The sequence below is a fragment of the Roseibium suaedae genome (genome assembly GCF_900142725.1).
Taxonomy (GTDB): domain Bacteria; phylum Pseudomonadota; class Alphaproteobacteria; order Rhizobiales; family Stappiaceae; genus Roseibium; species Roseibium suaedae.
Window position 1 is genome coordinate 518,190 of sequence record NZ_FRBW01000001.1, and the last position, 25,011, is coordinate 543,200.

General features: G+C 60.7%; 25 protein-coding genes. 13 read left to right on the top strand and 12 right to left on the bottom strand.

What is annotated here, in order from left to right:
- Nucleotides 1-13 precede the first annotated feature (13 nt).
- Together hpaE and BUA94_RS02350 are read right to left on the bottom strand one after the other, a co-directional pair.
- A complete protein-coding gene (hpaE, locus tag BUA94_RS02345; RefSeq protein WP_073008285.1) occupies nucleotides 14-1,525 on the bottom strand; it encodes a 5-carboxymethyl-2-hydroxymuconate semialdehyde dehydrogenase in 1,512 nt (503 codons plus the stop codon).
- Nucleotides 1,522-1,914, bottom strand: a complete 393-nt coding sequence (locus tag BUA94_RS02350; RefSeq protein ID WP_073008289.1) for a 5-carboxymethyl-2-hydroxymuconate Delta-isomerase — start codon at nucleotides 1,912-1,914, stop codon at nucleotides 1,522-1,524. The genes hpaE and BUA94_RS02350 overlap by 4 nt, the downstream gene beginning before the upstream one ends.
- A 116-nt stretch (nucleotides 1,915-2,030) precedes the next feature.
- On the opposite strand from BUA94_RS02350, the gene hpaR reads away from it, so the two are divergent.
- The 4 genes from hpaR to BUA94_RS02370 all read left to right on the top strand — a co-directional run bounded on the left by hpaR (nucleotide 2,031) and on the right by BUA94_RS02370 (nucleotide 5,764).
- Nucleotides 2,031-2,501: a homoprotocatechuate degradation operon regulator HpaR gene (gene hpaR / locus BUA94_RS02355; RefSeq protein ID WP_073008292.1), complete on the top strand. Its 471-nt coding sequence runs from the start codon at nucleotides 2,031-2,033 to the stop codon at nucleotides 2,499-2,501.
- A gap of 150 nt (nucleotides 2,502-2,651) precedes the next feature.
- Entirely contained in the window at nucleotides 2,652-4,004 is a 1,353-nt protein-coding gene (locus BUA94_RS02360; RefSeq protein ID WP_073008294.1) for an aspartate aminotransferase family protein, read from the top strand.
- A 14-nt stretch (nucleotides 4,005-4,018) separates the two neighbouring features.
- Nucleotides 4,019-5,101, top strand: coding sequence for an anhydro-N-acetylmuramic acid kinase (locus BUA94_RS02365; RefSeq protein ID WP_073008296.1), 1,083 nt, complete (start codon nucleotides 4,019-4,021; stop codon nucleotides 5,099-5,101).
- A gap of 45 nt (nucleotides 5,102-5,146) precedes the next feature.
- On the top strand, nucleotides 5,147-5,764 hold the full coding sequence (locus BUA94_RS02370) for a GntR family transcriptional regulator (protein WP_073008299.1): 618 nt from the start codon (nucleotides 5,147-5,149) through the stop codon (nucleotides 5,762-5,764).
- Nucleotides 5,765-5,776: 12 nt separating this feature from the next.
- On the opposite strand, the gene BUA94_RS02375 is transcribed toward BUA94_RS02370, so the two are convergent.
- A complete protein-coding gene (locus BUA94_RS02375) occupies nucleotides 5,777-6,184 on the bottom strand; it encodes an MAPEG family protein (RefSeq protein WP_073008301.1) in 408 nt (135 codons plus the stop codon).
- A gap of 92 nt (nucleotides 6,185-6,276) precedes the next feature.
- Nucleotides 6,277-6,999 carry a GntR family transcriptional regulator gene (locus BUA94_RS02380; RefSeq protein ID WP_073008303.1) on the bottom strand — a complete coding sequence of 241 codons (723 nt, stop codon included), beginning with the start codon at nucleotides 6,997-6,999 and terminating at the stop codon, nucleotides 6,277-6,279.
- A 179-nt stretch (nucleotides 7,000-7,178) separates the two neighbouring features.
- On the opposite strand from BUA94_RS02380, the gene kynU reads away from it, so the two are divergent.
- The 8 genes from kynU (at nucleotide 7,179) to BUA94_RS02420 (ending at nucleotide 14,563) form a co-directional block, all read left to right on the top strand.
- Nucleotides 7,179-8,393, top strand: a complete 1,215-nt coding sequence (gene kynU, locus BUA94_RS02385) for a kynureninase (RefSeq protein WP_073008304.1) — start codon at nucleotides 7,179-7,181, stop codon at nucleotides 8,391-8,393.
- Nucleotide 8,394: 1 nt separating this feature from the next.
- Nucleotides 8,395-9,240: a tryptophan 2,3-dioxygenase gene (kynA, locus tag BUA94_RS02390; RefSeq protein ID WP_073008306.1), complete on the top strand. Its 846-nt coding sequence runs from the start codon at nucleotides 8,395-8,397 to the stop codon at nucleotides 9,238-9,240.
- Nucleotides 9,237-9,893, top strand: coding sequence for an arylformamidase (kynB, locus tag BUA94_RS02395; protein WP_073008308.1), 657 nt, complete (start codon nucleotides 9,237-9,239; stop codon nucleotides 9,891-9,893). The genes kynA and kynB overlap by 4 nt, the downstream gene beginning before the upstream one ends.
- 35 nt (nucleotides 9,894-9,928) lie before the next feature.
- Nucleotides 9,929-10,699, top strand: a complete 771-nt coding sequence (locus BUA94_RS02400; RefSeq protein ID WP_073008310.1) for an ABC transporter ATP-binding protein — start codon at nucleotides 9,929-9,931, stop codon at nucleotides 10,697-10,699.
- A complete protein-coding gene (locus BUA94_RS02405) occupies nucleotides 10,696-11,403 on the top strand; it encodes an ABC transporter ATP-binding protein (RefSeq protein ID WP_073008312.1) in 708 nt (235 codons plus the stop codon). The genes BUA94_RS02400 and BUA94_RS02405 overlap by 4 nt, the downstream gene beginning before the upstream one ends.
- A gap of 9 nt (nucleotides 11,404-11,412) precedes the next feature.
- Nucleotides 11,413-12,285: a branched-chain amino acid ABC transporter permease gene (locus BUA94_RS02410; protein WP_073008314.1), complete on the top strand. Its 873-nt coding sequence runs from the start codon at nucleotides 11,413-11,415 to the stop codon at nucleotides 12,283-12,285.
- 12 nt (nucleotides 12,286-12,297) lie between these two features.
- Nucleotides 12,298-13,266 carry a branched-chain amino acid ABC transporter permease gene (locus tag BUA94_RS02415; RefSeq protein ID WP_073008316.1) on the top strand — a complete coding sequence of 323 codons (969 nt, stop codon included), beginning with the start codon at nucleotides 12,298-12,300 and terminating at the stop codon, nucleotides 13,264-13,266.
- Between the two features lie 88 nt (nucleotides 13,267-13,354).
- Nucleotides 13,355-14,563 carry an ABC transporter substrate-binding protein gene (locus tag BUA94_RS02420; protein ID WP_073008317.1) on the top strand — a complete coding sequence of 403 codons (1,209 nt, stop codon included), beginning with the start codon at nucleotides 13,355-13,357 and terminating at the stop codon, nucleotides 14,561-14,563.
- Between the two features lie 170 nt (nucleotides 14,564-14,733).
- Here BUA94_RS02420 and hemP read toward each other — a convergent pair whose 3' ends face one another.
- From hemP to betI, 8 genes are all read right to left on the bottom strand, one after another.
- Nucleotides 14,734-14,928 carry a hemin uptake protein HemP gene (hemP, locus tag BUA94_RS02425; RefSeq protein ID WP_073010733.1) on the bottom strand — a complete coding sequence of 65 codons (195 nt, stop codon included), beginning with the start codon at nucleotides 14,926-14,928 and terminating at the stop codon, nucleotides 14,734-14,736.
- 392 nt (nucleotides 14,929-15,320) lie between these two features.
- Nucleotides 15,321-15,782 (bottom strand): iron-responsive transcriptional regulator RirA, encoded by a 462-nt coding sequence (rirA, locus tag BUA94_RS02430; RefSeq protein WP_073008320.1) that lies wholly within the window; start codon nucleotides 15,780-15,782, stop codon nucleotides 15,321-15,323.
- Between the two features lie 110 nt (nucleotides 15,783-15,892).
- Nucleotides 15,893-17,503, bottom strand: a complete 1,611-nt coding sequence (locus tag BUA94_RS02435; protein WP_073008322.1) for a glycoside hydrolase family 43 protein — start codon at nucleotides 17,501-17,503, stop codon at nucleotides 15,893-15,895.
- A 79-nt stretch (nucleotides 17,504-17,582) separates the two neighbouring features.
- Nucleotides 17,583-18,620 carry a LacI family DNA-binding transcriptional regulator gene (locus BUA94_RS02440; RefSeq protein WP_073008325.1) on the bottom strand — a complete coding sequence of 346 codons (1,038 nt, stop codon included), beginning with the start codon at nucleotides 18,618-18,620 and terminating at the stop codon, nucleotides 17,583-17,585.
- Between the two features lie 98 nt (nucleotides 18,621-18,718).
- Nucleotides 18,719-19,897, bottom strand: coding sequence for a BaiN/RdsA family NAD(P)/FAD-dependent oxidoreductase (locus BUA94_RS02445; RefSeq protein ID WP_073008328.1), 1,179 nt, complete (start codon nucleotides 19,895-19,897; stop codon nucleotides 18,719-18,721).
- Between the two features lie 86 nt (nucleotides 19,898-19,983).
- Complete coding sequence (betB, locus tag BUA94_RS02450) at nucleotides 19,984-21,447, bottom strand: betaine-aldehyde dehydrogenase (protein ID WP_073008331.1); 1,464 nt, start codon at nucleotides 21,445-21,447, stop codon at nucleotides 19,984-19,986.
- A gap of 54 nt (nucleotides 21,448-21,501) precedes the next feature.
- Nucleotides 21,502-23,160 carry a choline dehydrogenase gene (gene betA, locus BUA94_RS02455; RefSeq protein ID WP_073008334.1) on the bottom strand — a complete coding sequence of 553 codons (1,659 nt, stop codon included), beginning with the start codon at nucleotides 23,158-23,160 and terminating at the stop codon, nucleotides 21,502-21,504.
- On the bottom strand, nucleotides 23,157-23,786 hold the full coding sequence (betI, locus tag BUA94_RS02460) for a transcriptional regulator BetI (RefSeq protein WP_073008337.1): 630 nt from the start codon (nucleotides 23,784-23,786) through the stop codon (nucleotides 23,157-23,159). The genes betA and betI overlap by 4 nt, the downstream gene beginning before the upstream one ends.
- 244 nt (nucleotides 23,787-24,030) lie before the next feature.
- Between betI and BUA94_RS02465 the strand changes: the two genes are divergently transcribed.
- Nucleotides 24,031-24,969 carry a choline ABC transporter substrate-binding protein gene (locus tag BUA94_RS02465; RefSeq protein WP_073008340.1) on the top strand — a complete coding sequence of 313 codons (939 nt, stop codon included), beginning with the start codon at nucleotides 24,031-24,033 and terminating at the stop codon, nucleotides 24,967-24,969.
- Nucleotides 24,970-25,011 lie beyond the last annotated feature (42 nt).

Sequence of the window (25,011 nt, forward strand, 5' to 3'; positions counted from 1 at the left end):
GATCTCTCCGCCCTTATGCTCCGAGCCGCTGGATCTTGTGCTGACCCAGCGCAAAGGCGATGTTCTTTTGTTCCATGTAAAACTCGAACGACCAGTCTCCCCCGTCGCGTCCGATGCCTGAGGCCTTCACGCCGCCAAACGGCGTTGGAAGGTGGCGGACGTTTTCCGAATTCACCCAGATCATCCCGGCTTCCAGTGCATTGGAGAAGCGCAGGGCCCGGGTCAGGTCATTGGTCCACAGATAGCCGGCAAGGCCGTATTGCACGTCATTGGCAATTGTCAGCGCATCGGCTTCATCCTTGAAACGGATGGAGGTCAGAACCGGGCCGAAGATTTCCTCCTGGGCGATGCGCATCGAAGTGTTCGCCCCGGTGAAAAGGGTCGGCTGAACGAACCAGCCTTCGTTGCCCTTGCGCCCGCCGCCGACGGCGATCCTGGCGCCATCCGTTTCGGCAATGGCGAAATAGGAGCAGACCTTGTCGAAATGGGTCTTGTGGATCAGCGGCCCGATTTCCGTTGCCGGGTCCAGCGGATGTCCCACCTTCAGGTTCTTCACCCGTTCGACCAGCTTGGCTTCGAACGCGTCGGCAATACTGTCCTGCACCAGCAGTCTGGACGAGGAGGTGCAGCGCTCGCCGTTGAGGGAGTAGATCATGAAAACGGCCGCATCGAGTGCCCGGTCAAGATCTGCATCCTCGAACACGACGACAGGGTTCTTTCCGCCAAGCTCGAAGTGCACGCGCTTCAACGTGTCCGCACCCTGCTTCATGATCATGGAGCCGGTCTTGCTTTCGCCGACAAAGGCGATGGCCTTGATGTCCGGATGTTCGGTCAAGGCCTTGCCGGCTTCTTCGCCAAAGCCGTTGACCAGGTTCCAGACGCCTGCGGGTAATCCGGCGTCATGGGCGATCTCTGCCAGGATCCGCGCCGTCAGCGGACTGAACTCTGCCGGCTTGTGGACGATGGTGCAGCCCGCGGCAAGCGCCGGCGCGATCTTCCAGGTCGACAGCATGAAAGGCGTGTTCCAGGGCGTGATGATACCGACCGGGCCAATTGGCACGCGGGTGGTCACGTTCATGTGCTGCGGTGCCGGCAGGGACTGGCCATCCCGAGCGGAGGGAGCCTTGTCTGCGAAGAAGCGGAAGTTTTCCGCTCCGCGAAGGGCGGCTTTCGACATGAAGCGGTAGGCCTGGCCGGTGTCCCAGCATTCGCAAAGGGCAATCTCTTCCGCCCGCTCCTCGATCAGGTCGGCGATCTTGTGCAGGATCGCCTTACGCTTGGCGCCGCTCATGGCAGCCCATTCCGGGAAGGCAGCCTTGGCAGCCTTTGCGGCGGCATCAATGTCGTCTGCGCCGCTGCGGCTGACCGTGGCAATCAGGCTTTCATCGACCGGCGAGCGGGTCTCGAAATGAGCGCCGGACCGGGCTGCACAGGTTTCGCCGTTGATCAGGTTCTGAAGTCCTTCCGGTCGGTAACGGCCGAGATGGGCTTCAAGCTTGGCAAGTTGGGTCGTGAGGTCCGTCACTGGGCGTCTCCCGGCAGGTAACTGCGGATGGAGCTGGCCTTGGGGCTGAGCTCCGGGTTGATGTCGCGCATTTCCATGGAGAGCATGAAGGAGGAGGTTTCCATCACCTCTGCGCAATAGGCTTCCATGGCTGCGAAAATGGTCTGGGTGGCCGCCTTTTTTGCCTCATCCGTCCGGCCTGCCCGCAGGCGGACCGAGAGATCCAGAAAGGCATGATCCGGGTTGCCGTCGGCCATCACCACATGGGTACAGGCCGTTGCCCGGATGCGGATGCCTGCCAGCGGGAACAGGCCCGTCTCCACGGCGGCATCTCGGATGGTGCGGCACAGTCCGGCGATATCCAGCCGGCTTTCCAGGTTCGGCGAATAGTCGATATGAAAGTGGGGCATGGCGTCTCCTCCTGACGCTTATATTAGTTGCTTTATCAAGTAATTTAGTTGTTGTGTCAACAATCGTTTTTGCCGCGGCTCTTGAGTTCCTGCCGGTTTACGCTCATAGGAAAGGAATGACGAACCGTAACAAACCGTTGGAAGCTGCGGCTTCCGGGCCTGTCTTGCGCAAGACCTCACGCTCCTTGCCGATTGCGCTCCTACGGGCGCGGGAAACCGTCATGGGGCCGATCCGGGTCATGCTGGCGGCCAGCAAGCTCAATGAGCAGAAGTGGCGCGTGCTCCGGGTACTGGAAGAGCATGGCGACATGGAGCAGACCGGCATCGCCGATGCCGCTTGCCTTCTCCTTTCAAGCCTGACCCGCATTCTCTACGCCATGGAAGCCGAGGGCATGATCACCCGGCAGACCGATCAGGCTGACCGGCGCAAGTCCATTGTCTCCATCACCGAGGCCGGGCGGGAGCTGATCCGCGCCCATGCGGGCGAGAGCAATGCGATCATGACCCGGCTGGAGACAGAGTTTGGCCGCGAGAAGCTGGATACGCTGCTTGATCTGCTGGAAGACCTGCGCAAGGTTCAGCTATAGGGTTTCGGCCTTTGTTTCAGCCGATCCTGACGCCTGCAATTTTGGTGGGTGAAAATCTGCCGAAGCCGATCTAGTCTGGATCAAGCGCCTGCGTCGCGGAAGCCGTTTCGAATGGCTCACTGCAGGTCAGTCCAGTCCTAGAGGTTCTTCATGTCTCATCTGCCCAACTCTCTCGAAGCGCGGGATGTCGCCTATCAGCTTCATGCCTATACGGATGCCCGCCGCCACGAGGAAACCGGTCCGCTCGTGATCGAAAAGGGCGAAGGGATCTATGTCGAGGACAACAGCGGCAAGCGCTATATCGAGGCCATGGCGGGCCTCTGGAGCGTCGCGGTGGGATTTGGCGAGAAGCGGCTGGTTGAGGCTGCAACGCGCCAGATGGAGAAGCTGCCCTTCTATCACACCTTCAGCCACAAGACCCACGGCCCCTCGGTGGAACTGGCGGAAAAGCTGGTGTCCATGGCGCCGGTTCCCATGTCCAAGGTCTACTTCACCAACTCAGGATCAGAGGCCAATGACACGGCCCTGAAACTGATCTGGTACCGGTCCAACGCGCTGGGCCAGCCGGAGCGCAAGAAGATCATTTCCCGCATGCGCGGCTATCACGGCGTGACTGTTGCCACCGCCAGCCTGACCGGCCTGCCGAACAACCACCGTTCCTTCGATCTGCCGCTGCCGCGCATCCTCCACACGACGAGCCCGCATTACCGGACCATGAAAAAGGACGGCGAGGACGAGGCCGCCTTTGCCAAGCGCTGTGCGCAGGATCTGGAAGATCTCATTCTTGCGGAAGGTCCTGAAACGATTGCCGCCTTCTTTGCGGAACCGGTCATGGGGGCCGGTGGGGTGATCGTGCCGCCGGAGGGCTATTGGGAAGCCGTGCAGCCGGTGCTGAAGAAATACGGCATCCTGTTCGTCGCCGATGAAGTAATCTGCGGCTTTGGCCGGACCGGCGAAATGTTCGGCACCACCACCTTCAACCTTGAGCCGGACATGATCACCCTGTCCAAGGCGATTTCCTCCTCCTATCTGCCTATTTCCGCGCTGATGGTGAATGAGGCCGTCTACGGCCCGGTTGCCGACGAAAGCCACAAAATCGGCGTCTGGGGGCATGGCTATACGGCCAGCGGACATCCGGTTGCGGCAGCTGTTGCGCTCGAAAACATCAAGATCATCGAGGAACGGGATCTGGTCGGCCATGTGAAGGCGATCAGCCCGCTGTTCCAGAAGCGCCTCAAGGATCTTGCGGCCAGCCCGCTGGTGATTGAAACCCGTGGCATCGGACTGATCGGCGCTGCAGAGCTGACCCATGGCGCGTTCCTCGACAAGCCGGGCGCACTTGGGGCGCTGGCCAATGGCGCGTTCCATGCCCGTGGGCTGATTTCGCGCAACATGGGGGATTCCATGGCCTTCTGTCCGCCGCTGATCATCAGCGAAGCCCAGATCAATGATCTGTTCGATCTGGCTGAGGCCGGTATCGAAGACGTCTCCAAGGGTCTTTGAAGGGAGCGCACATCATGTGGTCTGTGGTCGGAACCATCAGCGGAACCTCGGCGGACGGCATTGATCTGGCCGAGATCGTGACGGATGGCGTAGCCGTCGAGCGGTTCGGTCCGGGCGGAACCACGCCCTATCAGCCGGAGACACGCAGGGCAGTGCTTGAGGCAATCGCGGCAGGTCCCAGGGACCGCAGCGCCTGGCCGGCACTGGCGCGAGCGGTGACGGATGATCATGCTGTCGCGCTGGAGGCGTTTCTTGCCGCCAATGATCTGGCTCCGGATGCGGTGGTCTTTCACGGCCAGACCGTCTGGCATGACCCCTCCATCGGCGAGACCGTGCAGCTTGGGGAGCCGCAGCGTCTGGCGGACCGTCTCGGTCTGCCTGTGATCGGCGATGTGCGCAAGGCGGATATGGCCGAAGGCGGGCAGGGGGCGCCGCTCGTGCCTGTCTATCATCAGGCCCTTGCCCGCGACCTCGCCCAGCCCCTGTGCTTCCTCAACATCGGCGGCGTGTCCAACCTGACTTATCTCGACGGCGAAGATATTCTTGCCTTCGACATCGGTCCGGGTAACGCTCTGCTGGATGACTGGATCCGCCGACATGATGCAGGCGAGTTCGACGACGATGGGGCTTTTTCCGCAAAAGGCACTGTGCAGGCCGAGCGGCTGCATCAGGCCTTGTCGCATCCGTTCTTTGTCGCGCCCGGCCCGAAATCCCTTGATCGCAATGCCTTTTCCATGGCCGTGGCAGAAGGGCTGTCCCTCGAAGATGGCGCTGCCACTCTGGTTGCCCTGACTGCGGAAACCATTGGTCTGTCGGAAAAGCTTCTGCCCAAGATTCCGGCGCTCTGGATTGTCTGCGGTGGTGGCCGGCTCAACCCGACCCTGATGGCGGCCTTGGCCTCGGCGCTGGCGGGAGGGGTTCGTCCGAGTGAGGACTTTCACATCGATGGCAACGCGCTGGAAGCTCAGGCGATGGCCTTCCTGGGTGCCCGCTTCCAGGCGGGGCTGCCCACCTCTTTTCCCAGCACCACAGGAGCCGCGAGACCTGTCTGCGGCGGCAAACTTTTTTTGCCGCAGTCCCAGCGCCGGATCGCGTGACGAAGAAGCTGATTTGTCAGCGGAAATGGGATATGAGCTTTGGCCATGAATGGCTCCGAAATCTACCACCGTTTGATCGGCCTCATCGAGGACCGTGTCCTGAAGCCTGGCGACCGCTTGCGTGAGGCGGATCTTGCCGATGAATTCGGCGTGTCCAGAACGCCGATCCGGGAGGGTCTGAAGCGGCTTGAAGCGCAGGGGCTGGCCGTTCACGAGCCGAACCGGGGCATGGTGATCCCGACCCTTGATCATGGACAGATCAACGAGGTCTATTTCATGCGGGAGGTTCTGGAGGGGACTGCGGCTGGCCTTGCCGCCAAACATGCCTCAAAACCAGAAGTGGAGATCCTGCAGGATCTGGTCGAGGCCGACCGCAAGCGGATCACCGACGAGGACAGCCTGGTCAAATCCAACCGGGAATTCCATCGCCGCCTGTGCCTAGCCTCGCACAACCGCTATCTGGTCGATCAGATCGATCATCTGCGCTTGTCGCTGATCCTGATGGCCGGAACGACGCTGGATACGCCCGAGCGCCGCGAGATCGCCGTCGAGGAACATGCGGCCATTGTTTCGGCCATTGCCGCTGGAGACAGCGTGGCGGCCGATGCCGCTGCGCGGCGCCACATCGCCCACGCCCACAAGACCCGGCTGCAGCAGGTCTGACTGCCGTCAGGCCTAGCCGGCGAAATTCCGCATCAGGAAGAAATAGCTGATGTTCAGCAACCCGCCGATCACCAGAACGGCGAAGGTCAGGATCATGCCATAGGTGCGCATGGTCAGGGATTCCGGGTCGCGGCCAACGCCGAGCGCATGCAGGACGCGGCCTGTAACCAGCGCGATGCCAAGACCATGGGTCGCCCAGACCGGCACGATCTGCAATTCCGTGCAGAGCATCAGAAAAAGTGCCAGCGGCACATATTCCGCGAAGTTGCCATGGACGCGCTGCTGGCGGAGCAGCTGCTCATTGCCCTTGTCGCCGATGCTGATCCAGAACTTGCGTCTGAGCGCGATGACGCGCCCAGCCAGATAAACGTAGATCAGGGCAAGGATGCCTGCGTAAAGCGGGGTCACGATATACGGCATTATCCCTGCTGCTCCTCAGTATGTGAAAGCTTGATAGTCCGACCCGGAAGGGGCCTCTTTGTGCCGGATCATGGACCGGAAAATCTGCCGCGTCATCCTTTGCGGCTGCCTGCCGTCTGAGGCCACAGGGCTTCATAGACGGCGAGCGAGAAACCGATGTGCTCCCGCATCAGCGACTGTGCCTTGGGAATGTCCCGCGCAAGGGCCGCATTCATCAGTTCGGTGTGATGGGCGATCCCGAGGGTCTGTTCGAAGATCCGGCGGAGATCCGGGCCGTCCGTTTCTTCCAGCCGTTCGATCACGTCCTGACTGTGCAGCATGAAGAAGTGATGTCTGCGCTGCTGGTCTGCAGTCTGCTGGGCGAGGTGGCCGAGCCAGGGCGCATCCGCTCCCCGGGTCAGGGCGCGGTGAAAGGCATCGTGCCGTTCTTCCCAGACAAGGCTTTCCGGTGTTGGGGCGCCGGGTGTGTTGGGGGATACCTGCTCCAGCAAGTGATGGGCCGCAATCAGGGTTGCTTCCCATTCATCTCCCCCGCGGGTCATGGCGCGGGCCAGCAACGTTGTCTCGACAGCCTCGCGGGCAACCTGCAGGTCCCTCAGCCCTTCGAGCGACACGGTGGCAACCCGGTATCCCTTGTTGGCCTCAAAGCGCACAAGATGCTCGCTCTCAAGCCGGGGCAGAGCCTCCCTAAGCGGCGTCCAGCCAAAGCCAAAGCGGGCCTTGAGGCCTGAAATGGCGAGGGAGGAGCCGGGGGCAAGCTCGCACTCCAGAATGGCCTTGCGCAGGGTCGAGTAGGCGGAACTGGTCTGTGACATTCGATCGGCAGGCTTTCAATTATATCTAATGACCAAGATTATATATAATCCTTGTGGGATGGAATTTCCATTGCTAGTCTGGGCTGGAAAGTTGAGGCCTCAAGCAATCGACTGGCCTTTTGAGATCAGCCTGCCAGTTTCTGGCAGAAAGGAAACCCATTATCCAGGGAGTTTCATCCGTGGTTCACGCACTTGATGCCGCAGATGTCCTAGCGACGAAGCGCGAGGCTTTTGATCTGCCGGAAGGTGTTATCTATCTGGACGGCAATTCGCTCGGCGTCCTGCCGGCTCATGTTCCGTCGCGGATGGCCGAGGTCATCAAGGACCAATGGGGCACGAGCCTCGTTCGTGGCTGGAACGATCACGATTGGATTGATCTGCCCCAGCGTGTCGGTGCCCGGATCGGCCGCCTGATCGGGGCGGCGCCCGGTTCCGTCGTTGCCGGTGACAGCACCTCCATCAATGTCTTCAAGGTGCTGTCTGCTGCCCTGACCATGCGTTCGGACCGCAAGGTCATCCTGTCGGATAATGGCAATTTCCCGACAGATCTCTATGTCGCGAGCGGTCTGGCAAAGCTTCTGGATGCCGGTCACGAGCTGCGTATCGTTGATCCGGACAAGGTGGAAGCTAATCTTGGTGACGACATTGCGGTGATGATGATCACCGAGGTCGACTACAAGACCGGCCGCCGTCACGACATGAAGGCCCTGACCGCCAAGGCACATCAACATGGCGTCATCGCGATCTGGGATCTGGCACATTCCGCAGGCGCGGTTCCGGTGGATCTCGATGGGGCGAAGGCCGATTTCGCAGTCGGCTGTGGCTATAAATATCTCAACGGTGGCCCGGGTGCTCCGGCGTTCCTTTATGTCGCCGAGCGTCACCATGGTGCCTTGAACCCGGCGCTGACCGGCTGGATGGGCCACGAGGCACCCTTTGCCTTTGATCTCGACTACCGTCCGGCAACCGGCATCGACCGCATGCGGGTTGGTACGCCGCCGATCCTGTCTCTGAGCGCCCTGGATGCAGCGCTTGACGTCTTCGATGACGTCGACATGGACACCGTGCATCGCAAATCGGTTTCGCTCTGCGATCTTTTCATCAAGGAAGTGGAGAGCCGTTGTCCGGAACTGGAACTGGTGACCCCACGGGATCCCTCTGTGCGCGGCAGTCACGTCTCCTTCCGTTTCGAAGAAGGTTACGCGCTGATGCAGGCCTTGATTGCGGAAGGGGTGATCGGTGATTTCCGCGCGCCGGATATTGCCCGTTTCGGTTTCACGCCGCTTTACCTGTCTCATGCGGACGTGGTCCGCGCCGCGGAAATTCTCGAAGGTATCCTGCGCAACAAGACCTGGATGCAGGATGAATTCAAGAAGAAGCAGAAGGTGACTTGAAATGGCTGATGTGGTGAAGCCGTTCGATCCGGCGCAAGACGGTGCGCAAATGACCTTCGATCAGCGCATGTCCTATGGAGACTATCTCTCCCTGGACAAGGTGCTGGATGCTCAGGCGCCTCTCTCTCAGGCACATGACGAGCTGCTTTTCATTGTGCAGCACCAGACCTCCGAACTCTGGATGAAACTGGCCCTGCATGAGATGACGGCTGCCAAGGCCGCCATCGCTGCGGGCAACCTGCCGCCGGCGTTCAAGATGTTGAGCCGGACGGCCCGGATCTTCGAACAGCTGAATTCCGCCTGGGATGTGCTGCGGACCATGACGCCAAGCGACTACACTACGTTCCGCGAAGCGCTGGGCCAATCCTCCGGGTTCCAGTCCTATCAGTACCGGGCAATCGAGTTCCTGGCGGGCAACAAGAATGCCGCCATGCTGCGTCCGCATGCTCATGTGCCGAAGGTCCACGACTGGCTGGTCAGCCTGAAGAACCAGACCAGCCTCTATGACGAGGCGATTGCATTGATGTCCCGTTCGGGTCTCGAGATCGATGCCTCGGTTCTCTCGCGTGACCACTCCGAGCCCTATCAGCCGAATGACAGCGTGCGGAATGCCTGGCTGGCTGTCTACCGTGATCCAAATGCACATTGGCCGCTCTATGAACTGGCCGAGAAGCTTGTAGACTTCGAGGACTATTTCCGCCGCTGGCGCTTCAACCATGTCACCACGGTGGAGCGGGTCATCGGCTTCAAGCGGGGCACTGGCGGCACCAGTGGGGTAACCTATCTCCGGCGGATGCTGGATGTGGTGCTCTTCCCCGAACTCTGGGACCTGAGGGCAGACCTTTGAGCACTCTGATCGACATCACCCCGCCCGTCCGCGCCGGCATGGCGTTCTTCCCCGGTGATGCGCCCTGCGAGGTCACCCAGACCTTTTCGATCGGCCCGGGCTGTCCGGTGAATGTGACGGAGATTTCCTTCTCTACCCATTGTGGTGCCCATGCGGATGCGCCACTGCACTATGATGAAAACGGTGCCTCCATCGATCAGCTGGACCTGAATGACTTCATTGGTCCGGCCCGCGTGATCGACGCCAGAGGCAAGGGGCCTTTGTGCCTGCCTGAGGAGATCGCCGGACAGTTGCAGGGCGTGCCCGAGCGTGTTCTGCTGCGGCTGGAGGAAAAGCTTGATCCGATGGTCTGGCCGGAAGGCTTCCGTTCACTTGCGCCCGAGACGATTGAGCTTCTGGTTGCATCAGGCGTGCGCCTTGTCGGGGTGGATGTGCCGTCGGTTGATCCTGAGACTTCCAAGGACCTGCCTTCGCACATGGCCGCAAGACGCGCAGACTTGCGGATTCTTGAGAATCTGGTACTCGCGGGCGTCAAACCCGGTGACTATGAACTCATAGCCCTGCCGTTGCTGCTGGAAGGGCTCGATGCGGCTCCTGTCAGAGCGGTCTTGAGACCCCTTGCTCCAGCAGGAGGCGGCAGTCCGGGAAAATAAGAAGAAAGGCCGGGGGACGGCCGCAAGGAGCATAAATGCTGGAACTCGACCAGCTCGTGATGGACTTCAGCGGCTTCAGGGCCGTGAATGGATGTTCCTTCAACGTCGAGCAGGGCAGTATCACGGCCTTGATCGGCCCGAATGGGGCCGGAAAGACCACACTTTTCAATCTGATCGCCGGAGCCTTGAAGCCAACCGGCGGTACGATCCGCTTCCTCGGCGAGGATGTGACGGGTGCGTCCAGTGACGTGCTGTTCCACAAGGGGCTGGTGCGCACGTTCCAGATTCCGCACGAATTTCACCGTCTCACGGTGCTGGAAAACCTGATGATGGTGCCGCCGGGCCAGCCTGGCGAGAATCTCTTTTCCAACTGGCTTTCCTGGGGCAGCGTCAAGCGCCACGAGGCGGAGGTGGAACGCAAGGCGTGGGAGACGCTGGAGTTCCTGGAACTGACCCATGTGGCGGGCCAGCGGGCAGGCGAGCTCTCCGGCGGGCAGAAGAAGCTGCTGGAACTCGGCCGTACCATGATGACCGATGCGAAGCTGGTGCTGCTCGATGAACCGGCTGCCGGCGTCAACCGCACCCTTTTGCGCAAGCTGGAAGAAAAGATCCTGATCCTGAACCGGGAGCGCGGATACACGTTCATCCTGATTGAGCACGACATGGAAATGATCGAGAAGCTCTGTCATCCGGTGGTCTGCATGGCCGAGGGGCGGGTGCTGATCCAGGGAGATTTCCAGACCGTGCGCTCCGATGCCCGTGTGCTGGAAGCCTATCTCGGCGAAACGGCAGGAGATGCGGCATGACCCCGTTGCTTTCCATGAAGAATGTGCGCGGCGGCTATGGGGATGCGGATATCCTCCATGGCGTCTCGATTGACGTTGCCAGTGACGAGATTGTCGTGATCGTTGGCCCCAACGGGGCAGGCAAATCCACGGCGATGAAGTCGGTCTTCGGCCTTTTGACCCTGCGTGGCGGCTCGATCCTTTTTGACGGTGACGAGATCCTCAACTGGGCGCCGAACCGGATCGTCCAGCGGGGCATCTGCTATGTGCCGCAGGTCGACAACATCTTTCGGGAGATGTCGATCCACGAGAATCTGGAGATGGGCGCCTTCCTGAAGAAGGGCGATCTGTCTGCTGCCTATGACCGGGTCTATGAGTTGTTCCCCGATCTGAAGGAGCGCCGCAAGACGATGGCAGGCAGCCTGTCCGGCGGTCAGCGCCAGATGGTGGCCATGGGCCGCGCGCTGATGCTCGACCCGAAGCTGCTGCTGCTGGATGAGCCGACGGCAGGCCTGTCGCCGAAGTACATGGAGCAGATCTTCCAGATCTGCCGCGATGTGCGGGCAACGGGCGTTGCGATCCTGCTCGTCGAGCAGCACGCGAAACAGGCACTGGCATTTGCCGACCGCGGCTATGTTCTGGCGGCAGGCCAGAACCGGCACGAAGGCACGGGCGCCGAACTTCTGGCTGACCGTGAAGTCGCCGAAATGTTCCTCGGCGGATGAGGACCGGACATGACCTTCCTTGAACTTGTGAATTTCTACATTATTCCGGGGCTTGTGCTCGGGTCCATCTATGCCCTCGGTGCTGTTGGCATCACGCTGGTCTTTGCCATCCTGCGCTATGCGCATCTGGCACAGGGCGATCTGGCAACCCTCGGGGCCTTTGTCGCGCTGGCCGTGGTGACCGGTCTGGGGATCCCGCCGCTTGCGGCCCTGCCCGTGGCGATGATCTTCACGGCGGCGGTCGCCGTCGGCATCGACAAGGTGTTCTACGAGCACCTGCGCGAGCGGCCGAAGATCGTGACGGTGATGGCTTCCTTGGGCATCGCGCTGATGATCCGCTCGGTCGTGCAGGTCATCTGGGGCGTGGATGCGGAAAGCTATGTGCGCGGTATCGTCCGTCCGCAGACCTACTTTGGCCTGCGGATAAAGGATCGTGAGATCTACACCGTGCTCTTCATGCTGTTCCTCGTGGGCGGCCTGATGCTGTTCCTGGCCCGGTCCAAGTGGGGCAAGGCCATGCGCGCCATGTCCGACAATCCAAATCTGGCTCTGCTCTCCGGCATCGACAACCGCAAGGTCGTGATGCTCACCTGGATCATCGCTGGCGGTCTTTGTGCGGCCTCCGGCGTGTTCCTCGGCATCAACACCGAGATCAAGTCCATGATGGGTTGGAACATGCTGCTGCCGATGTTCGCCGCCGCCATTCTGGGCGGGGTTGGCCGGGTCGAGGGTGCGGTTCTGGGCGGTCTTGTGGTCGGTGTTGCGGAAGAACTGTCGGTTCTGGTGCTGCCGAGCGAATACAAGGCGGCCATGGCCTTCGTCATCCTGTTGTTCATGCTGCTGGTGCGCCCGACGGGTCTGCTGCGCGGCAAGGTTCTTTAAGGAGGCACGGCGATGGAACTGATCGGTCTTGCCAACTACGCCCTGTTCATGGGCATCTTCATCGGCATCTATGCGCTGCTGGCGCTGGGGCTGAACATACAATGGGGCTTTGCAGGCCTCTTCAATGCCGGGATCGCCGGCTTCTTCGCGGTCGGTGCCTATACCTCCGCGATCCTGACCTCTCCCTATGCGGAAGGCCGCCTCGGCGGTTTCGAGATGCCGTTCTTCGTCGGTTGGGCCGGAGCCATGGTTGCGGCCGGTCTGATTGCCTGGCCGATTGGCAAGATCTGCCTGCGCTTCCGCTCGGATTATCTTGCCATCGCCACCATCGGCGTTGCGGAAATCATCCGGCTCGTGGTCAAGTCCGAAGAGACGCTGACCAACAGCGCCCGCGGCATCACCAACATCCCGCGCCCCTTCGGCGATCTGCCCTATGTGCAGTCCCAGGCGGCCTATCTGTCGATTGTCCTTCTGTGCCTGGGCCTGTGCTATTTCCTGGTTCAGCGTCAGTTCAATGCGCCCTGGGGCCGCATGATGCGGGCGATCCGCGACAATGAACTTGCCGCACGCGCCATGGGCAAGAACATCGAGGGGCGCCGTCTCGAAGCCTTCATGTTCGGGGCTGCATTGATGGGGCTTGGCGGAGCGCTATTTGCCCATTTCAACCGGTCGATCACGCCGGAGGCCATTGACCCGATGGTTGCGACCTTCCTTGTCTGGATCATGCTGATCCTGGGCGGGCAGGGGAACAACAAGGGCGCCATCCTCGGGGCTGCGGTTGTATGGATCATCTGGTCCATGTCCGAGATTGCAACCGACCAGCTTCCGGCCGAGTATGCGATCAAGGCGAAATACATCCGCCTGTTCCTGATCGGCCTGATGCTGCAGCTGGTGCTGCGGTTCCGTCCGGAAGGCATTCTGCCGGAACCGACCCGGGGCGAGAGCCGGCCGGCCCAGGTGTCGGCACAGGAAAAAGATTGAGGGTCCCGCTGGCGCAGCCAAATGCGCCAGACGGTCAACGGCAAAGAGTTTCCCGGGCATCCGCCCGGTGATGAGTGGAGGTAGTTTTATGAAGTCCAAGTTCTTCGCGCTGGCGCTGGCAGGTGGCCTGCTCGCTGCAACGGCTCTGGCCGGCGCTCCGGCCCATGCTGACGTCAAGATCGGCCTGCTTGGCGGTGTCTCCGGCCCGATCGCGGCCATGGCCCCGGCCATGATCGACGCAGCTCAGCTTGCCTTCCAGCAAGTCAACGAGCAGGGCGGTGTTCTGGATGGCCAGAAGATCGTCGGTGCAGTCGGCGACAGCGCCTGCAGCCCGCAGGGTGGCACGGATGCGGCCACCAAGGCTGTGAACATCGAAGGCGTCACCGCCATCGTTGGCCCGCATTGCTCGGGCGCTGTTCTGGCTGCTGCTGGTTCCGTGACCATTCCGGCAGGCGTTACCGTCGTGACCCCGTCCGGCACTTCGCCGGAAATCACCGGTCTTGCTGACAATGACACCGTGTTCCGCACCGTTCCGTCTGACGACTTCCAGGGCCGCGCTCTTGCCCGTACCCTGAAGGCAGAAGGCTATTCGAAGGTTGCCGTCGCCTATATCAACAACGACTACGGCACCGGTCTTGCCAATGCTTTCAAGTCCGAGTTTGAAGCACAGGGCGGCGAAATCGCAGGCTTTGCAGCCCATGAAGACGGCAAGGCCTCTTACCGTTCGAACCTGGCCGACCTGGCTTCTGGTGGCGCAGACACGCTGGTGATCTTCGACTACGGCGATGGCACCGGTCTCACCCTGCTGCGTCAGGCTCTGGAAAACGGCTTCTTCGAAAAGTTCATCGGCGGCGATGGCATGAAGTCCGACGCTCCGATTAAGGAACTCGGCGCTGAAAACCTCACCACCTTCTACGCCTCCTCTCCGGTTGGCGAGAAGTCCGATGCCCTGAACGTCTTCAACGAAGCCTTCAAGGCCGCTGGCGGCGATCCGGATGCGATCTTCGTCACCACCTCCTATGACGCTGCCTTCCTGCTGGCTCTGGCCGTGGAAAAGGCTGGCGGCGACAAGGCGGGCATTCCGGCAGCTCTGCGGGCCGTGTCCAGCGGTGAAGGCGAAGCCATCCTGCCGGGCGAGTGGAAGAAGGCCAAGGAGCTGATCGCAGCTGGCAAAGCCATCGACTACAAGGGCGCTGCTGGCGACCTGAACTTCGATCAGGCCGGTGACGTTCCGGGCGCCTATTCCCTGTTCAAGGTTGGCGCAAACGGCTTTGAAGTCGTGTCCGAGATGAAGTGATCAGGATCATCCTTGTCCTGAAACGCGAAACCGGCGGCCATTGGCCGCCGGTTTTTTGTTGAGAGGAAGCGTATTTAAAGATCGGCTCCGCGCTGTCCCGGCCTTGAGCCGGGACCTGATTTGGAAGCAGCACCGTTTGCCGGGAATTAAATGAGATCCCGGATCTTCGCTCACTTGGTCAGGATCAGCTTGCCCAGCTTGGTGATCGTCAATCGGTAAGTCTCGGCATTGTGCTGGATCTTTAGCTCGCGCGTGCCCTTGAACAGCGATTTGGTATCGAGAACCAGGTCTTTCGGGCCATCTTGCTGGGACGAACGGGGCCGGTTCAGGGACAGGGTAAGCTTGTCACGCCGTACGTTGGACATCTGCATTTTTCGAGCCTTCAGTCGCTAGTTTTGAACGATTCAAAATATGAGTAAGAAACTCAACATTTATTGTTGACACTGATACTCAAGTTTAAGTATGAAGGCAATGCCTGATCTGCAGCGGTTCGGAAATCGCGTCCTTCGGATCCCTGCAGCGGGCTAGCCCAGTGCTAGAATGTCCGGCAAGCCAACCGCCCTCTCCTCTCCCTCAGCGGTCAGCCAGCCAGGTCATTTCACAGGGCACGCGACGTGGTCGCGTCAAACACCACGACAGTAACAAAAAGCCCCGGTGCCATAGGCGCCGGGGCTTTTTTGATGATCAGATCACGGAAATCAAAACGCACGAAACCACCGGCTGGCCTGACCCGGGCCGGTGGTTCCGTGCAAATACGTCAGCTGGCGGCTGCGACCGGGAACTTCTCTTCGATCTTCAGAAGATGACGAAGGGACGGGCGGTCCTCGGAGAGGTCGCCAATGGTCTTGGTGTCCAGCACGTCCATGAAGGCTTCCAGCGCTTCATGAAGAATGCCGTTGAAGCCGCAGGACATGATCAGCGGGCAGTCTGTGCGGCCCGAGTCGAAACACTCTGCCAGAAGGAAGCTTTCTTCCGCAGCGCGGACGACTTCACCCACGGTGATCGTCTCTGCGGGGCGGGCAAGCATCACACCGCCGTTCCGGCCACGAATGGTCTTGATCAGATTTGCATCGACCAGAACCTTCATGATCTTGAACAGGTGGGTTTCAGACATGTCGAAGCTGGCTGCGATATCCGCAACTTTGCTAGGACGCTCCGGGTTCGCGGCGCAGTACATCAGCGCACGAACCGCGTAATTGGTTTGTTGAGTCAGGCGCATGGTTCTAGATATGCGGTCTCTGGTCCCCCGCGTCAACGGGAATATGTGAGTTTTATAATCTGGTTTTCACGGGGGACGAAGCGTCAAACGGCAATTAGGTCATGATTCCGCTAGGGTAGATCCTGATAGGCGAAGTAATCAAAGTCCGCCGGCCAGGCCTGTCCTGTCAGGTCCATGGCATGCATGCCGACAAAGGCACCGGTAAAATTGCCATGTTCGCCGCGTCCCGCCTCATCCGACAGGATCGTGGCATCAAAGACGGGACCAATGCGATTCCAGTCATGTCCCTCGACTGCATACCAGAACCGCAGGGCTTGCCCCTGGGTTTCAACCTTCATCCGCACAGGGCCGCTGGAGCTCAGAGGCAGGGGGGCGTCCAGCGGGAAGGTGAGATCGCCGGAGGGGAAGCGGCCGTGGCAGGCCATCATGGTCAGGCACTTGCCGATCTTCTCGTCCCAGGTCACCGCCAGATAGAAGAACTGGAACCGGCCATAATAGGCGATCAGCCCGGCTGTGTGCTGGAAGGTCTCGGGATCGCAATCGACGCTGGTCTCAGCCCGGTAGTGGTAGTTGGTTTGACGGCGGGCGACGAGTGCCTGCTCGAAATAGCTGCCGAGGGATTCGCGACCGTACAGCCGCAGATGCCCCTTGCGGGCGGTGGTGGAAAAGAGCCGGTCCGGCTCGGGAGAGCGCAGCCACTGGAAGGCCGGGGGTAAGGCGTCGCCGTCAAACTCCTGCCGCACAGGCTCCGCCGGAAAGGGGTGCGGCGGTAGTGCCGGACCCATGACGGTCCCTTGCGGCTCAAGTGGCTTTCCTTCAAGCCGCAGCCAGCCATCTTCGCCCCACACGCATTTCTGGATCGCAGTTTCCCGGCCCATCTGGCAGCGGTTCAGACCGGGGACCGGCCTGCCCATGAGATGGACCAGATAGGTTTCGCCGGTCTGGGTCTCGACGATGTCGCCGTGGCCCGCCCGCTGGATCGGATTGTCTGGGAAGGTCAGCGACGAGACCACATGCTTGTCCGGATGCAGTTCATAGGGACCTGTCAGCCGTTTGGAGCGGGCCAGGGTGACCGCATGCCGGTAGCCTGTGCCGCCTTCTGCTGTCAGCAGGTAGTAGTAGCCGTTGCGCTTGTAGAGATGTGGCCCTTCCACCAGGCCCCGTTCCGTGCCCTTGAAGATGTTCCGCACCGGGCCGGTGAGACGCTTTTGAACCGGGTCATATTCCTGCAGCAGGATACCGGCGAAGGCCGTCGGGGTCTTGCGCTGGTCCCAGACCATGTTGACGAACCACTTGCGGCCGTCGTCGTCATGAAAAAGTGAAGGGTCGAAGCCGGAGGAATTCACCCGCACCGGATCGGACCAGGGGCCTTCAATGCTCGGCGCGGTCACGATGTAATTATGCGTGTCCTTGAAGTTGCCCTCGTTGCGCTTCACGTCCGTGTAGACCAGCCAGAACAGGCCGTCAGAATGGGTAAGGCAGGGGGCCCAGATGCCGCAATTGTCCGGATTGCCGCGCATGTCGAGCTGGCTTGCCCGATTGAGGGGGCGTGCCGCCAGCTGCCAGTTGGCAAGGTCTTTCGAATGGTGGATCTGAACGCCGGGGAACCACTCGAAGGTGGAGGTCGCGATGTAATAGTCGTCGCCGACCCGGCAGATAGATGGGTCCGGATTGAAGCCGGGCAGAATCGGATTCTGAATCGCTTGAGGTGCGTTACTCATTTCTGGTCAGTTCCTCCCGTCTGGGCATTCGCCCTTGTCATCTCTACAGCTTTTGCTGGCTGGTCTCCCTGCCAGCAGCTTAGGCGAGATCCGGAAGATTGTCCTTCAGAAAGATGTCGATGCCGATCCGCTCCTGGCCTTCGACGATCGGTGCGCCGTCGCAAAGGGCCTTGAGAACACGGATGGCGCTGCGCACTTCATGGCCCGGATCCTGGGCAATCAGGGCGTCCATGGTGCCGTTCTGGAGGGCTGCACGGGTGTAGGGGGTGAGTTCGTGACCGATGAAGGTCAGGCCTGCGCCCCTTCGGGTTTCTTCAAGCGCTGCGATCAGTCCGCGATTGCCCGCGCCGATGTTGTAGAGCCCGGCAAGGTCCGGGTGTTCCGCCAGAAGCTTCAGGGCAATATCGTGGTTCTTGCCATTGTCGTCCCGGCCTTCGCGGACTTTCAGAAGCTCAAGATGCGGGAACTCGTTGTCGATCACCTGGGTGCAGCCGGCATAGCGGTCCGCATGGTCGCGCAGGCCGAGGGACCCGGCAATGAAGGCGATCTTGGCGGGCTCCTTGGGCAGGAAACGGCCGAGCAGGCGCCCGGCGACGCGGCCCGCAGCCATATTGTCTATGCCGACGAAATGGCGACGGGAAGAAGCCGGATGGTCGGAGACCAGGGTGACCACATGCACGCCCCGGTCCTGCAGCCGGTCGATGGCGGCGCGTACTTCCGGAAAGGAGGGCGCGACCACGGCAACGCCGTCGCAGACCGACTTGTCCAGAATGGCCAGGGTTCCCGTGACACGGTGGGCATCAAAGGCGTCGATGGGCTCGATGTGGACGCTTACGCGTTCGCGCATCAGCGTTGCGGCAAAGTCCCGCGCCTCCCGGCTCAGGTCTTCCATGAAGGCATTCGGGCCGTTGGGAATGAGAAAATGCAGGCGGTAGCTTCGTCTTTTGGCGAGGCCTGCGGCAAAGGCGTCCGGCTCGTAGTTGAGGTCGCGGACGGCGGCCTGAACCCGGTCGATTGTGACCTTGCGCACACCTGGCCGGCCATTCAGCACCCGGTCCACGGTGGCAAGGCTGACGCCTGCCTTGCTGGCTACATCATGAATGGTGACCCTGCGCATTTAGCCTCCCTTTTGGCAGGCAGTATAGCGCCAAAAGAGGAGCGGTCATCATCTTGTGTGCGGAGCAGCAAACTTTATGTCTGAAATAATTCGCGCGATCAGACCGCCTGTCCGGCTGCCCAGCCGGATGACCAGGCCCACTGGAAATTGAACCCACCAAGATGCCCCGTAACATCAACGACTTCGCCAATGAAAAAGAGACCCGGAACGGATTTGGTTTCCAGGGTCTTGGAAGAAAGCTCATCCGTGTCGACACCGCCAAGCGCGACTTCTGCGGTGCGATATCCTTCCGTGCCCGCAGGCAGCACCTGCCAACCGTTCACGTGATCTGCCGCATGACGCAGTTTCTTGTCGGACTGGTCCGCAAGACGGCCGGCGAGACCGAACTCTTTGGAGAATTCCTCGGCCACACGTGAAGGCAGCACCTGGGTGAGGGCAGTCTTGAGGTCCTGGCGTGGGGACTGGGTGCGGGCCTGCCGGAGCACCTCAAAGGCGTCGGTTGCCGGATTGAGGTCGATGGTGAGCGGCTTGCCCTCCTGCCAGTAGGAGGAAATCTGCAGGATCGAGGGTCCGGAAAGCCCCCGATGCGTAAAGAGCAGGCCTTCCCGGAACCGGGTCTTGCCGAAGGTCACGAGGGCGTCGATGGAGACGCCCGCGAGCCGCTGGCAAAGGTCCTTGTTGGCATCGGAGAATGTCAGGGGGACGAGACCTGCCCGGGGCGGGACAATCTTCAGGCCGAACCTGCGGGCCACGTCATATCCGAAGCCGGTTGCACCCATCTTCGGGATGGAAGGGCCGCCTGTCGCGATGACCAGCGACTGGGCGGACATGGGGCCGCCGCTGGTGGCAAGGTGAAACCGGTCGCCGGTCTTCTCGATGCTTGTAACGCTTGTCTCCAGCTGCAGCTTGCCGCCAGCGTTTTCCAACTCGCGCAGTAGCATGGCGATGATGTCCTGGGCGCTGTCATCGCAAAAGAGCTGGCCAAGTGTCTTTTCGTGCCAGGGGATCCGGTGACGGTCCACCATCGCCAGAAATTCATGCTGGGTGTAGCGCTTGAGCGCGGACACGCAGAACCTCGGGTTCTGGGAAAGATAATTGGCGGGCGTGGCGTGGAGATTGGTGAAGTTGCACCGGCCCCCGCCTGAAATCCGGATCTTTTCGGCAGGCTTGCGGGCATGGTCGAGCACCAGCACGTTCCGGCCGCGCTTGGCGGCTTCAATGGCACACATGAGGCCGGCGGCCCCGGCGCCGATGATCAGGACATCAAGATTTCGCATGCTGCTGCTTATAGGGCCTGATGAAAAAGGCCGCGACAGCTTTTCTTTGCTGCGCGGCCTTGAAGGGTCCGGTCGTGTGCCGGGGATCAGAAAGCGGCTTCGACGCTGCCCATTTCGACATAGACACTCTTGATCTGGCTGTAGTGCTCAATCGCCGCATGGCCGTTTTCCCGGCCGATGCCGGACTGCTTGTTGCCGCCGAACGGCATTTCGACCGGTGTCAGATTGTAGGTGTTGATCCAGCAGGTGCCTGCCTGCAGTTTGCCGATGACCCGGTGGGCGCGCTGAATGTCCCTGGTAAAGACGCCGGCGGCCAGTCCGAAGGTGGTGTCATTGGCGCGGGGAATGACGTCGTCTTCGCTCTCGAAGGACAGAACGCACATCACCGGGCCGAAGATTTCTTCCCGGGCAATGCGCATGTCATCTGTGACATCGGCAAAGACGGTCGGCTCGACAAAGAGCCCATCCTGGAAGTCCGGCACCTTCGCGGCCTGGCCACCACAGATGAGGCGGGCGCCTTCGCCCTTGCCGAGCGAGATATAGTGCAGAACCTTGTCGTATTGAGACAGGGAAACCAGCGGGCCGATGTTCGTCGCCTCGTCCAGCGGATCCCCAAGCCGCGCATTTGCCGTACGCTCTGCCAGCCGATCCAGGAACCGGTCCCGGATGCCGCTCTGGACGAAGACACGGGTTCCGTTGGAGCAGATCTGGCCGCTGGAATAGAAATTGGCGTTGATCGCAGCGGAGACGGCGCTTTCCAGATCCGCATCATCGAAAATGATCAGGGGAGACTTGCCGCCTAGCTCCATGGTGGTCTTTTTCAGATGCGCGCCTGCAAGGGCTGCGACCTTCGTTCCCGTCGGAACCGACCCAGTCAGAGAGACCTTGGCAATGGACGGATGGGTCACGAGCTTCGCGCCCACATCGCCAAAGCCCTGGATGACGTTGAAGACCCCGTCCGGCAGCCCTGCTTCCGTCAGGATCTCGGCCAGCTTCAGTGCGGACAGAGGCGTGATCTCGGAGGGCTTGAAGACCATGGCATTGCCGCAGGCAAGGGCAGGGGCGGCCTTCCAGGCGGCGATCTGGATCGGATAGTTCCAGGCGCCGATGCCTGCGCACACGCCCAGCGGCTCGCGGCGGGTGTAGGCGAAGGAGCCGCCAAGGTCGATGTACTCGCCGGTCAGGGAGGAGGCGAGGGCGCCGAAATAATCAAGGCACTCCGCGCCGGAAGCCGCATCCGCAACGAGGGTCTCCTGCAACGGCTTGCCCGTATCGAGAGTTTCCAGAACAGAGAGTTCGTGGTTGCGCTCGCGCAGCATCCGCGCTGCCCGGCGCAGAACGCTGGCCCGTTCAGACGGTGCCTTGGCCGCCCAGATCTTCTGGCCCTCGACGGCAGAGGCGATTGCTGCCGCGATGATGGCATCATCCGCGCTTCTCAACGTGGCAATGGCTTCACCTGTCGCCGGATAGATCGAGGGAAAGGGTTCTCCAGCTTCGCTTTCCACATAACGGCCGCCGATATAATGGGAGGCGGTGGGTTGTGCGCGCATGTCTGTCTCTCTTGTCTGTTCTTGCCCCGGGTTCCCGGTGCAGCTTCACGGCGTTCAGCGTTGACGGGTTGCCCAGTCCGGATGGATCCAGGGCTGCGCATTGGATCTTGGCAGCATTCCTTTGCCCAGAATGTGATCGGCGGCCTTTTCACCGACCATGATCGACGGGGCGTTCAGGTTGCCATTCGTGATTTGCGGGAAAATCGAGCTGTCCGCAACCCTGAGGCCTTCCACGCCGATCACGCGGCACTCCGGATCGACCACCGCGAGCGGGTCGTTTGCCGCGCCCATCTTGCAGGTGCCGCAGGGATGATAGGCGCTTTCGACATGCTCCTTGATGAAGTCATCGAGTTCCGCATCGGACTGGACCGCTGACCCTGGCTGGATCTCCTTGCCCCTATAAGGCGTGAAAGCATCCTGGCCGAAGATCTCGCGGGTCAGACGGATGGCCGTGCGGAAATCCGCCCAGTCGTCTTCATGGGACATGTAGTTGAAGAGGATCGACGGTTTCTCGCGCGGATCAGCTGACGTCAGCTCAACCCGTCCCCGGGATTTCGACCGCATCGGGCCCACATGGGCCTGGAAACCATGGCCTTCTGCCGCTGCCTTGCCGTCGTAGCGCACGGCAAAGGGCAGGAAATGGTACTGGATGTCCGGATACTGGACACCTGCTCCGGACCGGATGAAGGCACAGCTTTCAAAATGGTTCGACGCACCGAGGCCGCGACCCTGCAGCAGCCATTGCAGGCCGATGAGGCCCTTGGAAATCAGGTTCCAGTGCTTGTAGAGCGTGATCGGCTGCAGGCAGGCCTGCTGGATGTAGAGCTCCAGGTGGTCCTGGAGATTCTGGCCGACGCCCGGTCTGTCTGCCAGCACGTCGATCCCGTGGGCATGAAGATGCGCTGCCGGGCCAATGCCGGACTGCAGCAGCAGTTTGGGCGAATTGATGGAGGATGCCGCCAGAATGACCTCGCGGCCAGCGCGTACGCTCTGGATCTCGCCGCCGATCTCATATTCCAGGCCGCTTGCCTTGTTGCCCTCAAAGAGGACACGGCGGGCCAGGGCTCCCTTGATGAGCTGCAGGTTGGGACGTTTGAGGGCAGGTTTCAGATAGGCATTGGCAGCAGACCAGCGGCGGCCCTTATAGACCGTCATCTCCATGTCGCCGAAGCCTTCCTGCCGGGAGCCGTTATAGTCTTCGGTCAGGCCATAGCCGGCTTGGCTCCCGGCAGTTTTGAAGGCATCGAACAGCGGGTTCCACTTGGTGCCGCGGGTGACATGCAAGGGGCCGGAGGTTCCGCGCCACCCGGCTTCGCCGCCGTGGCTTGTTTCCATTCGCTGGAAATAGGGCAGCACATCCTGATAGGACCAGCCGGAGGCGCCCATGTCCTGCCAGGTGTCGTAATCGAGCGCATGTCCGCGCACATAGACCATACCGTTGATGGATGAAGACCCGCCGATCACCTTGCCTCTCGGGGTCGCAAGCTTGCGCCCGCCGAGGTGCGGTTCGGCTTCGCTTTCAAAGCCCCAGTCATAGCGGGACATGTTCATCGGATAGGACAGGGCCGCAGGCATCTGGATGAACGGACCCGCGTCCGTGCCACCAAATTCCAGCAGCAGCACCCGGATGGACGGGTTCTCGGACAAGCGATAGGCGAGGGCGCATCCGGCAGATCCGGCGCCCACGATGATATAATCGTAGATATCTGTCATTGGCTTTTGGGACTGCCGGTTGCGCCGGCTGCTGCGTCCTTTCCGGCATGAAGCCTGATTTGTGTTTCAACATAGTCCTCGACCATGGCGATGGCGGTTTCCCGGTCGCTCGGGCCGTCGGACAGCGCCTGGCGGATCCAGACGCCGTCGATCATGGAGGCAGTGCCTTCCGCAGCAATCAAGGCCAGTTCGCGCGGCATGAAGGCGCGCAGGTTGTAGGTCAGATTGCTGCGCAGCCGTGCGGAATAGATCGTCAACACCCGTTGGCTGCTCCGGGTTGTGCGGGCCTGGGTATAGAAAGCCAGCCAGGCCGCGATGACCGACGGGCGGAACTGGGCGGGAGAGAAATTGCCGTCAATGATTGCGGAGATCCGCTCTCTTGGTGTTTTTGCCTTTGCCAGCCGCTGGCGGATGCCGTCGCTGAGGTCTCGCAGAAGCTGACCCATGGTGGCGGCAAGAAGCTGGTCCTTGGAGCCGAAATAGTGATGCGCGAGGGCAGGGGAGACGCCGGCTTTCTTTGCAATCTGTGCAACGGTCACGTCACAGAAGCCCTTCTCGTGGATTGCGTCCACGGTGGCTTCTATAAGGCTCTTCCGCCTGATGACTTCCATTCCGACTTTGGGCATGCCGAACTCCAGATAACCCGGGCAATTTATTTTTGATTGATCAGTCAATCAATAAAAAACTTGAAATCCTTGTCCTAAAATGTTTGCCTTAGCGCGAAATCGACGGCTGAAACCGCTTCGGGGTGGTCAGAGCTGGTTGCATTCCCATGTTCTGACATGGGTCGAGGCGGCCACTTGTCTAGCGTCCCCGGCATGTTGACGCCATAGCCGTGCACTGGAATTTATGAAAACAGGAGGATCTTCCATGAACCTTGTTGCCAAGCTGGCCACTGGGGTTGCGATGACTTTTGCCCTGACTGCAGGTGCCCATGCCGCTGAGCCGGAAAGCTGCCAGACTGTGCGGTTCTCGGATGTGGGCTGGACCGACATCACCGCGACAACGGCCGCGACAACTGTGGTTCTGGAAGCCCTCGGCTACAAGACCGAAACGACTGTCCTTGCTGTGCCGATCACCTATGCTTCGCTGAAGAACGGTCAGATCGACGTGTTCCTCGGCAACTGGATGCCCACGATGGAAGGCGATATCGCTGCATTCCGCGAGGAGGGCAGTGTCGAGACCGTGCGTGCCAACCTGCATGGCGCGAAATATACGCTGGCTGTGCCGAAATACACCTATGACAAGGGTCTGAAGACTTTTGCCGATATTGCCAAGTTCAAGGATGATCTGGACGGCAAGATCTATGCGATTGAGCCGGGCAATGACGGTAACCGGTTGATCCTCGATATGGTCGACAAGGATACCTTCGGCCTCAAGGGGTTCGACGTTGTGGAGTCTTCCGAGCAGGGCATGCTGGCCCAGGTTGCGCGCAGCGAAAAGCGCAACAAGGACATCGTCTTCCTCGGCTGGGAGCCGCATCCGATGAACGCCAATTTCGAGATGGCTTATCTGGATGGTGGCGATGATGTCTTCGGTCCGGACTATGGCGGGGCCACTGTCTATACCAACGTTCGCAAGGGCTACGTCGCCGAGTGCCCGAATGTCGGCAAGCTGCTGCAGAACCTCGAGTTCACCCTGCCGATGGAAAACGAGATCATGGGTGCTATCCTGAACGACGGCAAGGACGGCAAGGATGCCGCCCGCGAATGGCTGAAGAAGCACCCGGACGTCTATGGTGTCTGGCTTGATGGCGTGACCACGTTCGATGGCTCTGCAGGTCTCGATGCGGTGAAGAAGGCCCTCTGACTTCGGGACATTATCCTGAAATCATGCATTTGAAGTGCCGCG